Origin of the sequence: Snodgrassella alvi (assembly GCF_002777425.1) — a bacterium.
In the GTDB taxonomy this organism is placed as follows: Bacteria; Pseudomonadota; Gammaproteobacteria; order Burkholderiales; family Neisseriaceae; genus Snodgrassella; species Snodgrassella alvi_B.
The window spans coordinates 1-14,061 of the sequence record NZ_MDVC01000092.1 but is presented as its reverse complement, the minus strand read 5'-3'; the positions used below and the strand labels follow the sequence as shown (position 1 = coordinate 14,061).

Annotated in this window: 22 protein-coding genes; 10 read left to right on the top strand and 12 right to left on the bottom strand. The window is 39.2% G+C overall.

Features of this window, described 5'->3' with window-relative positions:
• Positions 1–97 precede the first annotated feature (97 nt).
• From BGI33_RS09125 to BGI33_RS09085, 8 genes are all read left to right on the top strand, one after another.
• Positions 98–937, top strand: a complete 840-nt coding sequence (locus tag BGI33_RS09125) for a MurR/RpiR family transcriptional regulator (RefSeq protein ID WP_100090897.1) — start codon at positions 98–100, stop codon at positions 935–937.
• A 197-nt stretch (positions 938–1,134) separates the two neighbouring features.
• On the top strand, positions 1,135–1,593 hold the full coding sequence (locus tag BGI33_RS09120; RefSeq protein ID WP_100090896.1) for a hypothetical protein: 459 nt from the start codon (positions 1,135–1,137) through the stop codon (positions 1,591–1,593).
• A gap of 101 nt (positions 1,594–1,694) precedes the next feature.
• Complete coding sequence (locus BGI33_RS09115) at positions 1,695–2,351, top strand: YiiX/YebB-like N1pC/P60 family cysteine hydrolase (RefSeq protein WP_100090895.1); 657 nt, start codon at positions 1,695–1,697, stop codon at positions 2,349–2,351.
• Between the two features lie 910 nt (positions 2,352–3,261).
• Positions 3,262–3,930, top strand: a complete 669-nt coding sequence (locus tag BGI33_RS09105) for an AzlC family ABC transporter permease (RefSeq protein ID WP_306807375.1) — start codon at positions 3,262–3,264, stop codon at positions 3,928–3,930.
• A 33-nt stretch (positions 3,931–3,963) separates the two neighbouring features.
• Positions 3,964–4,266 carry an AzlD family protein gene (locus BGI33_RS09100; RefSeq protein WP_100090893.1) on the top strand — a complete coding sequence of 101 codons (303 nt, stop codon included), beginning with the start codon at positions 3,964–3,966 and terminating at the stop codon, positions 4,264–4,266.
• 365 nt (positions 4,267–4,631) lie between these two features.
• Complete coding sequence (locus BGI33_RS09095) at positions 4,632–5,231, top strand: nitroreductase family protein (RefSeq protein WP_100090892.1); 600 nt, start codon at positions 4,632–4,634, stop codon at positions 5,229–5,231.
• Positions 5,232–5,833: 602 nt separating this feature from the next.
• Positions 5,834–6,286 (top strand): ESPR domain-containing protein, encoded by a 453-nt coding sequence (locus tag BGI33_RS09090; RefSeq protein ID WP_100090891.1) that lies wholly within the window; start codon positions 5,834–5,836, stop codon positions 6,284–6,286.
• Between the two features lie 8 nt (positions 6,287–6,294).
• Complete coding sequence (locus tag BGI33_RS09085; protein WP_143557165.1) at positions 6,295–6,567, top strand: hypothetical protein; 273 nt, start codon at positions 6,295–6,297, stop codon at positions 6,565–6,567.
• Here the strand turns inward: BGI33_RS09085 and BGI33_RS09080 are convergent.
• The 10 genes from BGI33_RS09080 to BGI33_RS13495 form a co-directional block, all read right to left on the bottom strand.
• Positions 6,541–6,855, bottom strand: coding sequence for a hypothetical protein (locus tag BGI33_RS09080; RefSeq protein WP_100089915.1), 315 nt, complete (start codon positions 6,853–6,855; stop codon positions 6,541–6,543). The two genes, BGI33_RS09085 and BGI33_RS09080, sit on opposite strands and share 27 nt — an antisense overlap.
• Before the next feature lie 13 nt (positions 6,856–6,868).
• Positions 6,869–7,354: an RHS repeat domain-containing protein gene (locus tag BGI33_RS09075; RefSeq protein WP_100090889.1), complete on the bottom strand. Its 486-nt coding sequence runs from the start codon at positions 7,352–7,354 to the stop codon at positions 6,869–6,871.
• A 65-nt stretch (positions 7,355–7,419) separates the two neighbouring features.
• On the bottom strand, positions 7,420–7,809 hold the full coding sequence (locus tag BGI33_RS09070) for a hypothetical protein (RefSeq protein ID WP_100090917.1): 390 nt from the start codon (positions 7,807–7,809) through the stop codon (positions 7,420–7,422).
• A 14-nt stretch (positions 7,810–7,823) separates the two neighbouring features.
• Positions 7,824–8,627: an RHS repeat-associated core domain-containing protein gene (locus tag BGI33_RS09065; protein ID WP_218965181.1), complete on the bottom strand. Its 804-nt coding sequence runs from the start codon at positions 8,625–8,627 to the stop codon at positions 7,824–7,826.
• A 184-nt stretch (positions 8,628–8,811) separates the two neighbouring features.
• Positions 8,812–9,195, bottom strand: a complete 384-nt coding sequence (locus BGI33_RS09060) for a DUF2750 domain-containing protein (RefSeq protein WP_100090887.1) — start codon at positions 9,193–9,195, stop codon at positions 8,812–8,814.
• 5 nt (positions 9,196–9,200) lie between these two features.
• Entirely contained in the window at positions 9,201–9,734 is a 534-nt protein-coding gene (locus BGI33_RS14245) for an RHS repeat-associated core domain-containing protein (protein WP_100090916.1), read from the bottom strand.
• 173 nt (positions 9,735–9,907) lie between these two features.
• Positions 9,908–10,258 (bottom strand): hypothetical protein, encoded by a 351-nt coding sequence (locus BGI33_RS09050; RefSeq protein WP_065588565.1) that lies wholly within the window; start codon positions 10,256–10,258, stop codon positions 9,908–9,910.
• A gap of 3 nt (positions 10,259–10,261) precedes the next feature.
• On the bottom strand, positions 10,262–11,008 hold the full coding sequence (locus tag BGI33_RS13500) for an RHS repeat-associated core domain-containing protein (protein ID WP_257378936.1): 747 nt from the start codon (positions 11,006–11,008) through the stop codon (positions 10,262–10,264).
• Positions 11,009–11,075: 67 nt separating this feature from the next.
• Entirely contained in the window at positions 11,076–11,432 is a 357-nt protein-coding gene (locus BGI33_RS09035) for a hypothetical protein (protein ID WP_100090886.1), read from the bottom strand.
• A gap of 1 nt (position 11,433) precedes the next feature.
• Positions 11,434–12,234 (bottom strand): RHS repeat domain-containing protein, encoded by an 801-nt coding sequence (locus tag BGI33_RS13495; RefSeq protein WP_218965178.1) that lies wholly within the window; start codon positions 12,232–12,234, stop codon positions 11,434–11,436.
• A 39-nt stretch (positions 12,235–12,273) separates the two neighbouring features.
• Here BGI33_RS13495 and BGI33_RS13490 point away from each other — a divergent pair, with 39 nt between their 5' ends.
• Positions 12,274–12,816 (top strand): hypothetical protein, encoded by a 543-nt coding sequence (locus BGI33_RS13490; RefSeq protein ID WP_218965177.1) that lies wholly within the window; start codon positions 12,274–12,276, stop codon positions 12,814–12,816.
• A 42-nt stretch (positions 12,817–12,858) separates the two neighbouring features.
• Entirely contained in the window at positions 12,859–12,999 is a 141-nt protein-coding gene (locus tag BGI33_RS14375; protein ID WP_257378938.1) for a hypothetical protein, read from the top strand.
• A gap of 235 nt (positions 13,000–13,234) precedes the next feature.
• Here the strand turns inward: BGI33_RS14375 and BGI33_RS09025 are convergent, their stop codons facing one another.
• Together BGI33_RS09025 and BGI33_RS09020 are read right to left on the bottom strand one after the other, a co-directional pair.
• The gene (locus tag BGI33_RS09025; RefSeq protein ID WP_065610589.1) at positions 13,235–13,828 is read right to left on the bottom strand and encodes a hypothetical protein; all 594 of its coding nucleotides are present in this window, start codon (positions 13,826–13,828) and stop codon (positions 13,235–13,237) included.
• 3 nt (positions 13,829–13,831) lie between these two features.
• On the bottom strand, positions 13,832–14,061 hold a 230-nt coding region (locus BGI33_RS09020), incomplete at its 5' end, for an AHH domain-containing protein (RefSeq protein ID WP_180296968.1).

Here is a 14,061-nt window from a genome sequence, read left to right as displayed (position 1 = left end):
CAGGCAATACAAGAGAAGTCAGCAGGTTTATTATGCATGCAGTTAGTAGACATATTTCTTTTCCTGTTTTGTTGTGCCAACAAAACAGGAGAGCAGAATGTTAGCCAAAATCAGCCAAAAATTACCCGAATTATCCTCGGCAGAACGCCGCGTAGCCGAGTGTGTACTTGCTCAGAGCAAATGGTTTGTGCATGCTGCTGTCGCCAACATTGCCAAAGAGGCCCGTGTCAGCCAGCCTACTGTTATTCGTTTTTGTCGCAGTATGGGCTATAGCGGACTTTCAGAATTCAAACTCAATCTGTCTGCCAGCATTGGCCATGATGGCATGCCTTATGTGCATGAAGAACTGAATAGCACTGATTCCATGCAGGACGTGCTGAATAAAGTTATCGCCAACACCGCTGCCACCGTGCTGGGCAGTCGTAAGTCACTTAATGCTGCTGATCTGGATACCGCAGTAAAACTTATGGCCAAAGCTCGCCGCATCGAATTTTATGGTGCTGGTAATTCCGGCATCGTAGCGATGGATGCACAGCACAAACTGTTTCGTTTTGGCCTGTCTACTGTTGCCTATACCGATAGTCATGTACAGTTAATGGCCGCTGCTGTTCTGTCATCTCAGGATGTTCTGGTAGTCATTTCCCATTCCGGTTCCTCACGCGATTTACTGGATGCCATCAAAATAGCCAAAGGCAACGGCGCCAAAATTATCGGCCTTACCCGCGCCGGCTCACCGGTGGCACAAGCCTGCGATTGCGTAATTAGCGTTATTACCCCTGAAGACAGTGAAAAATATACACCGATGATTTCACGCCTGTTACAGCTAATGGTAGTCGATATGCTTACCATTGGCCTTGCCTTGTATCTGGGGGAGAACGTCAGCGAAATGCTGGCGAAAACCAAAGCTGGCGTTAAGCTGAAATTCCTGCAAAACTAATTGCTACACCGAAATCCAGCCACAAGATGTTTATCAAAACCATTACATCAATTAACCGAATATAGACAGCTTCAGGTATCATTCAGCATCAGACTGTCTGGTTACCCATATTTTAGTTTTCCCAATTGTTGGCCAATACAACTAGATGCTTGGTAATCAGCTATTTCCCTAAATTTGTCGCAACGAAATGAGCGCAAATGAGTAACAAAACCCGTCAAATCAAACGCCAAGCCGAACAACAGCAAAACAGAAAAGTTTCTGCACCGCTAGCAGAGCAGAAGAGAGGTTCTGCCGTAATGGTGGGCATTGTTGCCGCCTGTCTGCTGGCTGGCGGCTTATATATTGGTGGCTGGTTTAATCTGGTGACTCCGGCACAGATTCAGCAGTGTGAAGCTGCGGTTAGACAAGCCTATCCACAGCCGGCCGACCAGACAGCCTTACTGCCCAAGTGCAACAACCGTCATATGATAGCAGGCATGAGCAGCCCTAACGGCCAAAAACTGAGTGCCAAACAGGTCTTGGATAGTCTGGATGTGGGCAAAACCGTTGATCTGGTTTCCATGTTTATCGGTGGTGCACTGATTGGCGCCGCCATTGCTGCATTTGCTGCCAGTTACCGCATCTTTCAGCGCAAGCGAGGTAAAAACGTTGACTGATGCATAAGAGGGAACATATTGCCTATGCAGGATTAACACTGGCTAATAATGACATATTCTGTATAATTAACCATTATTTACCAAAAGCATAAGATTCAGATATGAACCAGAAATACATCCAGTCATTGCTGGCATTTGTTTTCAGCCTGTTACTTAGCCTGAATGTCTATGCCCAGAAGCCCTTTCACGTGCAAAATGGCGATCTTATCTTTCTGGAAGACTGCGCTGGCGGTATGAGCAGTGCCATCAAGGCCGCTACCAGCGGTCTGGAGGGATATAATTTTACCCATGTGGGCATTGTCTGGCAGAAAACTCCTAGCCAGCACTATGTAATCGAAGCAACACACCCCAAAGTAAAAATTACTCCCCTGCGCGCATATCTGCATCCGAAAAAACAGTGCCAGCCCCGTGCCGTGGTAGGCAGATTAAAAGCAGCTTACCAGCCATTGATTTCTTCTGCTTTGGTTCATGCGCGCCAGAAAGTGGGTAAAAAATACGATGATGCCTTCGATATCAACAACGACCAGTATTATTGCTCCGAATTAATCTACCAGATATTCAAAGAAGCCAATCACGGACAAGAAGTTTTCCCCTTGCGCGCCATGACTTTCAAATCCAAAGATACCGGTAAATTCCCAGAATACTGGGTAGAACACTTCAAAAAAATGGGCATTCCTATTCCCGAAGGCCAGCCCGGCAACAACCCTGGAGATATGTCCCGCTCGGATTTACTCAATATCGTCCATTACTATCAGTAACCAGCCTACAGACCAGCAGTAATTATGCTGGTTTGTTTTAATTAATCAGCAATAAAAAAAGTACCACTGGTATTGTTGGGCAGTATAAAGGGATGTCATTCACAATTTATTTACTACATAAGCCAATTTAATAAGCTGTATATCCTGAAGTTTTTTAACATATTGCAAATAAATCATTTAAACTTTCAAAACAGACTAAATAGCCGATAAGACAATAAGTGCAATACCCGCAAATAAATTGATTCTTTTTATAAGTTTACTTATCTCTCAGTTACCCATAATTGGTGCTTATAATTCAGCAAAGAGAAGAAAATTTATCCCGCAAACCATTATTGCTGGCATCTCTGCCAGCTAGACTGATTTATAAGTTTCAATATAATATTTTTAAAGAATCCCTAACAAATCCTATTACTAATACCAGCAGCAGGGAAGAAACAAAATATATCAGTACGATTTATTATGACAGGTATAAACTACATATCGCAAAGTTATAGAAAACATTGTCCAGCTTCTTATTCTTCAGTACATATAACTAACTGGTTTATATTGATAAAGTATAAAGACATGGCCAGCAGCAATTACCACTATTCCAGTATATTACCATGCAGCTTTTATCTGCCAGAGCAACATAGATAACCTGCTGCTGAAACATTGGCATTTACCTGTAGTAGCCATATAGATGGAACTGTACAGATGCTCAAAATTTGCCATCTGTTGAATACACCAGCTGGCAGTCTGTATAAAAGTGTCTGTAATATTGCTGCTAATAATTTCTTGCACTGGGCACAGTTTCTAATCAGTTTTGCTATATTTGATACGTGTAATAAGCAATCATATTCTGTTTACGCCATGAAAATATATTATTTATAATCTAGTGCTAGCCAAACCATACTCAAGAAAGCGCCCAGTAGTGTCGTCATCCGCTATACCATCACCTGCACAGGAGATTAAAAGAGGCTTGATTACCGCCTTGCCTGTTATGCTAAGCTTTATTCCGTTTTCACTGGTATTAGGCGCTCAGGCAATCCAGAAGGGCATGAGTACTGGTCAAATTTCACTGCTTACCGCAGTAAATTTTGCCGGTGGTTCCGAATTTGTTGCCGTCAACTTATGGACATCACCGCCACATCTATTTCTGATAGCCCTAATGACACTGCTGGTAAACAGCCGCCATATTTTAATGAGTGCCGCACTGACACCTTATTTAAAAGACTTACCCAAACGCAAAGTTTTACCTGCGCTGTTTTTTATGTGTGATGAAAGCTGGGCACTGGCGTTCACCGATGCCAAAAGCTCACCTGCGCAGAAATTCAGCTATTACTTTTATCTTGGTACAAGTTTTGGCCTGTATCTGGTCTGGATAGGATGTACAACAATAGGCGCGCTTATCGGCCCAATAATTGGCGATGTTACTCACTACGGCTTTGATATGGCCTTTGTCGCGGTATTTCTGGTGTTACTTAAAGGTATGTGGAAAGGTTGTAAAATGGCCATTCCGTGGCTGGTTAGTTTGCTGGTGGCTATTGCCAGCTACTGTTTTCTGCCCGGTGCACATGGTACGTTCTGCTGGGTATGCTAGCTGGTTTGGCTGTAGCATTTATGATAGCTGCTTATGATTGATTTACCTGCTGTCCTCACTATTCTGGCCATGGCACTGGTTACTTACGTAACCAGAGTCAGCGGTTATCTGCTACTGCGCAAGCGCGCACTGGGGTCGCGCCTGACCAGAGTACTTGAATCCATTCCCGGCTGTGTACTAATTGCAGTTATTGCACCAGCATTTGCCACTACTCATCCTGCCAATCTGTTATCGGTAATCATCACCATATTACTGGCATGGCGCTTTTCCCTATTGCCAACAGTAATATTCAGTATCGCCATTACCGCCTTTTTGCGCCACTATCTGCCATACTAAAACTAACAACCATAATCCTTACCGGAATAACTTACCTAATTAAACAACAGTAATTTTTATAAAAAATATATTAAAAACAGCCTGTTTGCTATATATATTTTGCCAGTTCAGCACAATTCAAAAAATCAATTCCTGTGAGGAAATGCTGTGTAACCACCAGCTAAAACCGCCGCCATAGCGGCAAATCTCAGCTATTCTTGTTTATTACATATTGTTTACAAAGCAATAAAATTAATTAAATATCAAAGATTGAAATCTGTTGTACTGGCAGACAGAGCTGGGTAAGTTGAAATTTTTCCGCTAATATAGCAATGTATGTTTGATTCAAATTAATAATTTAATTACAAAATGATAAAGGAAATAAAATGAACAACGCATTGATAGAAGCCATTGAAAAACGTCGTACCCAATATACACTGGGCAGAAATGTCTCGCAGGCACAGGAAGAAATAACTGCATTGATAGAACAGGCCGTTAAACTGTCACCATCAGCTTTCAATTCACAGAGCTCACGCGTAGTGATTCTCTTTGGCCAGCAAAGTCAAAAATTCTGGCAAATTGTCATGCAGGAATTACGCGCCATCGTTCCAGCCGACAAATTTGCCCCCACCGAAGCCAAAATCAACAGCTTTGCTGCCGGCATCGGTACAGTATTGTTTTATGAAGACCAGCAAACCATTGCCAGCCTGCAACAGCAATTTCCCAGCTATACCGAGCAGTTTCCCATTTGGTCGGAACAGGGGAGTGGCATTGCCCAGTTTGCTGTCTGGTCGGCTCTAGCTAATGCTGGCATCGGCGCCAGTCTACAACACTACAATCCACTGCCGGATGCCGCTGCTGCCAAAGAGTGGCAGATACCGGATAACTGGAAATTGCGTGCCATGATGCCTTTTGGTTCCAATGAAGCACCTTTCCCCGAAAAAACCTTTATTGATGACACAGAACGCTTTAAAGTATTTTATTAACTACTGCCAGTAAAGAAACCGTACAAGCAAAAATTGCATCTGTACAGACAAAAATCTTTTCATAACACCGGCCGGATTGAGGCTTAATCCGGCCGGTTTTGTACCTGTTTTTCTGCGTTCAGGTGTAAGCGTTACTTACTTATAATTCATAAACAATATATTAATACTTAATAAATTATGATTAAAATAAAAAAATCAATTTATTCTATTTATAGTGCGATTTCCCTCATCTTCTGAAAACGTTTTATGGCTTAGTGAAGTTATTCCAATAAAATCATTAATTAACTGCAATTTATAAATTAGTTGCTTTTTTTTTGGAAAATTCGTCATAATTTTAGTAAAATATTTCATTGATTTAACTTTCATTAAGGGGATGAAAGAAAATTTGTTTAATTTAAAATTTTTTCATTGAGCAAACTATTTATAGTTTTTAAATTTGAACGGCAATTTTTACTGTAAATACACAAATATTTATCAGCTTTCGATTAATCAGTAAAAAAATCCCCGTTGCTGCTAATTTAATTGAAAGACATATTATGTGCGCTTCATAAGAGCGCATAAATTCTGCTTATTAAGCAATATTTTGAATCTTAAGGAATAAAATGAACCGCATTTATCGCTTAATCTGGAGCACATTGCATCAAACATGGATTGCTATTGGTGAGCTCACTCGTGCACATAAAAAAACAGCCACAGTAAGCGTGGCCATAGCATTGAGTGGCATGATGTTCAGCACGCAGGCAGTAGCAGAAACACAGATTATTACCCTCCCTAGTGATGAAATAGAGTATGAACTTCAACCACTTAACGATGTGGATGGAATTGCAGGTACTAATGCTGGCAAAAACGGCACTGATGGGGAAGCAGCTTACATTTTTCAGACAATGGATGAAACTCTTGCCGCTGAGAATCCGATTTCTGTAAATTCAGACGTGATAATTCATGGTGATAATGGTGGGGATGGCAGTGCTAGTGGTGATGGTGACGAAGGTGCAGTAACGATCAGTGAAGATAGTCTGCAAATTAATAATAATGGTGAAATTTATGGTATTTGACCATTAAGGTGAAGGCAAATTCTGGAGACAATCCGTCAGATGGTACTGGAGACGGCTCCAGCACAGGCGGTTCAGACGCTGATAACAGCGGCGGCAACGGTTCTGGTACAGGAAATAATTCGCATTCTTCAAATAAAGAAATTTGCGTTTTCCGTCCCGAAGCCGGCAGCTATATCAGCAATCTGGCCGCAGCCAATACCTTTTTCAGCAAGCGTTTACACGATCGTCAGGAAAATGGCTGGTACACAAGCTCCCTAGTCACAATATATGTATATATTTAAACCATCATTAAATGATTTTTCCAGAAAATCAATAAAATGAATAATTGATCCAAGGTGTAACTTTTTTATTTTAATAAGACTTTCTAATTCCTTTATTAAGGGCTGAATCTCTCCATATAAAATAGTAGTATCGGCATAATAATTATCAAATTTTTTTATTATTGGGTACTGATTTAATGGTTTCGCATCATTAAATAATTTATCATAATCAGACTTCTCAAGTGAAAATACCTGTGTGTTTTCATCTATTTTCTTTTGCTTATTTGATGCTATAAAATCCAAAGCCATAAATACCTCATATTCATAAGCAATATGACCGTTGCCTGTAGTTTGGACTTCCCTTTTTAGTCCATTTAGCACTTAACTCCCACAGATCCACCCAAGTCAACCCATTAGGCGCATACTGATACAGATTAAATCCACCCAGCAACCCAATCGGGTCTGGCTGAGTAAATCTACCTATATCCGGATCATAGTACCTGAAAGTATTGTAATGTAAGCCGGTTTCCCTGTCTAAATATTGTCCCTGATATCTGAGGTTTTGCTCTACTGATTCATGTTCGATTTCATGAATCCGTTTTCCCCAGAGCTGAAAGCTGCATTCCCACAGTATCTTACCGTTTGCATCGGTTAACTCTTCCGGACAGCCGTTCAGGTCGGTGTGGAAATAGCGGATATGTTGTTCTTGGTTGCCGTCTGTGTCTATACGTGCCAGTGGTTCGTAGCTGTTCTGGTCGGTGTAGATATACAGGCTGGTAGGGTGATTCGGGCCGGTTTCCTGAATCATTCTTAAGCCGTCCCACAGGAAGCGGGTACGGTTGTAGGGTTGGCCTTCTATATAAATACAGGGCTTTAAAGAAATGCTATTTCTGCACTCCCTATTTTTTTCACTGATAAATCTTTAATTTTTACCCCTATCCCATGTTCTGTATCCCCTGACCAATCGAATAAAAAACCGTATTCATTTTCAATATCCGAGAATAAATAGATTTTCATTAATGTACATTTATATAAATTTTTGTTGTAAATTCTATTAGTATATAAAGCTATTTCTTTTTCAATTATATTATGAAGTTCAACTTGATGCGATATAATAAAATTAATATCTATTTTCATTTTTTTATCACATACATCTGACTCCAAATAAATAACTGGAATTTTTTGATGGCCAAAAGTATGTAAAATAATATCTATTGCTATGCCATCATCGTCATGATATGTTTCCATCTTATCAAAATTCATATCATATTCCTCCATTAACATTTACCAAAAAGCTTAGAAGAAATCTCTTTAGCTTTAGCCTTAGCTTTGGATGTTTCGTATTTAACATCGTGATATTTTTCAAATTGACTAACAGAACCTGCATGTGGATATGTAGCTTCATGCGCTTCTATTTTTACTAATTGCATAGTTGATGTATTTGTTTTGGAATCATAATCATTCAAATGATGCCATGTATATCCTTCTGGATGAGACCTGCCTGTTATATTACCTTTAGAATTTGTATAGCCTGCAATCTTATTGGCATTTTTAAAATCACCATATCTTCCTCCAGTCATTTCTATCTTAACAATATTTACACCATCCTGATATAAAGCATCTGTTCCAGAAAAATCAACACCCGAATATCGAGATAACCCCCACGGATCAATCCAAGTCAACCCATTAGGCGCATACTGATACAGATTAAACCCACCCAGCAGCCCTATCGGGTCTGGCTGGGTAAAGCGTCCTATATCCGGATCATAATACCTGAAAGTATTGTAATGTAAGCCGGTTTCTCTGTCTAAATATTGTCCCTGATATCTGAAGTTTTGCTCTACTGATTCATGTTCGATTTCATGAATCCGTTTACCCCATAACTGAAAGCTACATTCCCAAAGTATTTTACCGTTTGCATCGGTTAGTTCTTCCGGACAGCCGTTCAGGTCGGTGTGGAAGTAGCGGATATGTTGTTCTTGGTTGCCGTCTGTGTCTATCCGCGCCAGTGGTTCGTAGCTGTTCTGATCTGTATAGATATATAGGCTGGTAGGGTGATTCGGGCCGGTTTCCTGAATCATTCTTAAGCCGTCCCACAGGAAGCGGGTACGGTTGTAAGGTTTGCCCTCGCGGTCTAACTTTTGTTTTTCGATGCGTCTGCCAAGGGCGTCGTAGTGGTAGTATTAGGTACTGCCAAAATTTTTTACTTTATTACTATAGTATATTAAGTGTTTTATACAAATAAAAGTATTCTTCAACTTTTATTTATTCATACTGCTCTAATTCTTCTTCTAACAGTGTCTTTAATTCTAATGGATTAATAATACAACTTTTTTTTTCTTCAACAGGAAATATTAATAGGTCAATTTTTTCTTTTGTTAATCCCTTAATCCATTTGTCTAAAAAATAATCCAGATCAATTTCTTTAGGTGAACATTTAAACTTATGAGTAATATTATAATTAACTACAAATTCTTTTTCTGGCCAAAATGGCATTACTTTTCTACCATTTTCTGCATATAATTGTAACCAACCATTATCTCCATAATTACCCCATAATACTTCAAAATCAGCCACTTTTCTAATAAAATAGTCTAGTCTTTCTTCTGAATCCAATGATGTTACATTTAATATTTTCTCTTTATTCATAATAACTAATATCCTTCGTGTCTGTGTTCTAAAAGATGAAGATCATGATCTTGCATTACGGAGTGTTCATATGAATAACCATCTTTTGCCCTTTTTCCACGCTTATGTGCTAAAACTTTTCCTGGAGATTTTGAATTTCTTGAATTTCCTGGCAGACGTATAGTTTTTCTATTACCTGTCTCCTTATGTCGGATTTCATTCTTTAACCAGCCTCTAATATGTTTAGGTTGTTTTGGATCATCTGCTAGTTCTCTAAGTCTGTTTTGCTTTCCTGAGCGACCTTTACATGCTAACCCCCACGGATCAATCCAAGTCAACCCATTAGGCGCATACTGATACAGATTAAATCCACCCAGCAGCCCAATCGGGTCTGGCTGAGTAAATCTACCTATATCCGGATCATAATACCTGAAAGTATTGTAATGTAAGCCGGTTTCCCTGTCTAAATATTGTCCCTGATATCTGAGGTTTTGTTGGATGGGGATATGTTCGATTTCATGAATCCGTTTTCCCCATAGCTGAAAGCTACATTCCCACAGTAATTCGCCGTTTGCATCGGTTAGTTCTTCCGGTACTTTCTAGTATTAATGAATAGCCTTTTATTTTGTTAAATATTTATTGACTAAACATTTTTCTTAATAAATTATGATAATAACACCCCTAAATACCAATTCAAGACGTATAAAGATTTAGATCTAATATTGTTTAGATCTTACTTATCTGTATTTTCATCTTTTCTAATACTTTCTCTAAATTTATTAAGTCCAACACTTGAAAAATCATCAATATACACTAATGTCGGTATGCCGGTTTTATTATTTACTTCTCTTAGCCATTCACAAAAATTATCAAATATAATATCGTCACATTCCTCTTGTAATAAAAATCCACCATCCGTATGTGAGTCATGTAATTGGTCTAAAGCACAAATAAATTCATCTTTATTTTTAATGAGCCAACTCATAGGTAGTTTAGTCATAATACCTATTAGCTTTAGTTCATCATTATAATCTAAAAGGGATGGTCTATTTTTCAAAAAATTGTATAGTATATTCTCGTTCATAAATTAATATCCTGATCCATCTAATGGAATATGAGCTGCATTTCTATCACTGTCAAATTTTCCCCATGTTCCATCTGTTCTATAACTTTGCTTATTTGTAGTATTTGTAATCCTAGCCGTTGGGCCATTTGCTGAATTTGACGTTGGCCATTTTGATTGTGCAACAGGATTCATGCCATGTCCATGTACTTTATATCCTTCACCTTCATACTTAAATCCACCTTTGGGGAAACGATTAGGATCAGCATGCCAAGTATTTGGTATTCCTCCTTGTGTGGCCCATGCATCTATGTCTGCTTTATTCACCCTCCCATTTCTAACTAATTCTGATGGATCAGTTGGGCGTTTGGTAAAACGTCCTGTTTCATTATTACGCCAACGATTCGACTTACTATTAAAACTACAGCTCAACCCAAGTGGATCGACCCAAGTCAACCCATTAGGCGCATACTGATACAGATTAAATCCACCCAGCAACCCAATCGGGTCTGGCTGAGTAAATCTACCTATATCCGGATCATAGTACCTGAAAGTATTGTAATGTAGGCCGGTTTCCTGAATCATTCTTAACCCGTCCCACAGGAAGCGGGTACGGTTGTAAGGCTTGCCTTCGCGGTCTATCTGATGCTTTTCAATACGCCGGCCTAAGGCGTCGTAAACGTAGCCGTAACGCTGGCTGCGGCTGGCACTTTGTTTGCCTTTGATGCAATCAGATTGGCTGCAACATTTTATTGTGAGATGTTTCAGCAAACCTGATGCCACAACTCTTTATCTTACATATATCTAATTATTGAACCAGCTTCTATAATTTTATTTTTTAGTAATATTTAATTTCATATCTACCAATTACATCAAAAATATGATCATAAGTACTAAGTATTATACGTTGCTTTCCTTTTTTATGAACCTCATCAACTACATCAAAGCTAGATTTTGAATATTTTTCATAAGGATACTCATCTATTTTATAAATAAATAAACTATCAATATCACTGAAAATAAATGTAACTTTAACTTCTGGAACATTTAAAACTTCTGGTTTGCAGCCTGCTAATGACAATGACGTATCAACAACCAAGGTGAATGGATAACATTCTAGTTTAACCTCAGATAACATTAATGCATTTCGTGTATAAATAATACCATATTTTGTTTGTATTTCCTTCAGATTCATATTAACCACACTTTCTCACTTTTATTGATTTACCACCGGTTTTAGTTGAAAAACGCCGTACTAAAGTATCTGAAGACAACTCTTCTGGGGTAGCCCATCTAGATGAAATCTTAGATATTCCAGCCTCTTTAGCAGCATAAAGACGCCTATTATCCAAACTAAAAACAGAATCTTTATGCGCACCTTGTGATAATAACTTTGCTTGTATATCAGCGGGCAAATCACGCATTCTTACCTTTCTAATTGGTTCTAAATTATTTACGTATGAAGGATCATTTTTAAGCCTATGTATAAGTTCATTTACGCTTCTTTTATCACTAAAGTTAGAACCAATATCATCTTGTGAAAACAAAATGGTTTTAGGATTTATATAACTTAGCCCCCACGGATCAATCCAAGTCAACCCATTAGGCGCATACTGATATAGATTAAAGCCACCCAGCAATCCTATCGGGTCTGGCTGGGTAAAGCGGCCTATATCCGGATCATAATACCTGAAGGTATTGTAATGTAAGCCGGTTTCTCTGTCTAAATATTGTCCCTGATATCTGAGGTTTTGCTCTACTGATTCGTGCTCAATTTCATGAATCCGTTTTCCCCAGAGCTGAAAGCTACATTCCCACAGTATTTTACCGTTTTCGTCGGTCAACTCTTCCGGGCAGCCGTTCAGGTCGGTGTGGAAGTAGCGAATATGTTGTTCTTGGTTGCCGTCTGTGTCTATCCGCGCCAGTGGTTCATAGCTGTTCTGGTCGGTATAGATATACAGGCTGGTAGGGTGATTCGAGCCGGTTTCCTGAATCATTCTTAACCCGTCCCACAGGAAGCGGGTACGGTTGTAGGGTTGGCCTTCGCGGTCTATCTGATGTTTTTCGATACGTCTGCCAAGTGCATCGTAGACGTAGCCGTAACGCTGGCTGCGGCCTGTTTGTTCGATGCGTACTTCGCTCAGGCGGTGTTCGGCGTCGTAGTGGTAGTGCTGGGTAGCACCGATGCTCTGTTTGGTCTGGGTTCTGCCGTGCTCGTCATAGCTGTAGTGGTGTCCTCTGAAATGCAGCAGCTGGTTACAGCGAATCAGGTTGTGGTTGTTGTAGTCTTCTCTGTATTTGCTGTCCAGCAGGTTGGCGGCAGCGTCGTATTGCAAGGTCTCCCAGTATCTCTGGTTTCGGCAGCCTTCGATTCTGCCGGTGTGATCATAGCGGTAATCGGTCTGCCCGTGTTTACTGTGTTTTTTGCTTACCAGACGGTCGAGGTTGTCGTACTGGTAGCTGCGTTCGAGCAGGATATCAGGCAGGATGGGATTCTGATTGCGCTGTATCTGTTTGCGTTGCAGCCGGCTGTTGCGGTCGTATTTGAACTGGGTGTTCAGGCATCCCTGAGTGCGTAATACTTCGCGGTACAGGTTGTCGCGTTCGATGTCGCTGATGATGTGGCCGTCGATATTTATCTGGTGCAGGTGGCCGGAACCGTAATACAGGCTGTTGATGGTGCGCCCATCCGGCAGGGTGGTGGCGATGCGGTTGCCCAGTGGGTCGTAAGTAACTCTAGTTGTAGTTTTAAATCTATTTAGAAGAATTTATTATTCGCATCGTGATCAGTCGCATCACCACCTGTACCAGTAATTGATGTCATATTATCAACAGTCCAAAATCATCAATTAGGACTAGTAGTTATCTATATAGTCCTACTTCTACTTTCCATCTATCAAATTATCAAACGCTAAAATAAGATAATGATCGGGCTGGATGTAAGTCTGTATTATGACGATAAAATTAAAGGTTATAGACAAATTTTTGCTATTTAATTTACGTTTGAACTAGCTCATAAAATTCTAAAAATGAATGATCAAAATCAAGTGATAATATTTTATTTTTAAGTCTTTCTGAAATAATAATATTAAATGCCCCATCCCATTCATTTAAACAAAATGCATCTAAATGTTTAGGAATTTTATTTTCGTGGATAGCTGGTTTTAGAAAAAAACGCCCACGTTTTGATTCCCATTCTTTTGGAACATAGCCTGATGGCCATAAGTCTATTTCAGATAAATCCCAGTTAACACAATCAACACATTCAAAAGGGTACATTATTAAATATGCTTTTTCTGGCTTCTCACTATCAGAAATAGGAATTAATTTAACACCATTACCCGATATATTGTTTATCCTATTAATTTTACTATCAAAAAGGAGATATTTAGCTCCAATTGTACTTATTGGTGAGAAATAACCATCCCTTAATTTTTTAAAAAAAAGTTTTTTGTTTGTAGGTATTTTTATTAAAGACAAAAAATCAACGGGAATTACATTACCTCCATCATCAATCAACTCATCACGTGGAATAATACATCCTCTCCACTTTTTGCTGTTAACATTTGGATTTAGTTTAAAGTATTTCATTTATTAGTCACTCTTAGTTAATATTTTATTTAACCATGAATTTGGGGTCACAGCTTCTTTACCAAGTTCTGCTAAAGCTTCTTTAAATGCTTCTGGACTTTTATCACTAGCTTGTTTTAAACGTTTATATATTTCTTGATGCATTTCTTCTGGGTGTGGACCTTTATGTCCTGGAACATCTATTTTATTTAATGGATCATTAAGAACATCTTTTCGCCAATTTCCATTCTTAA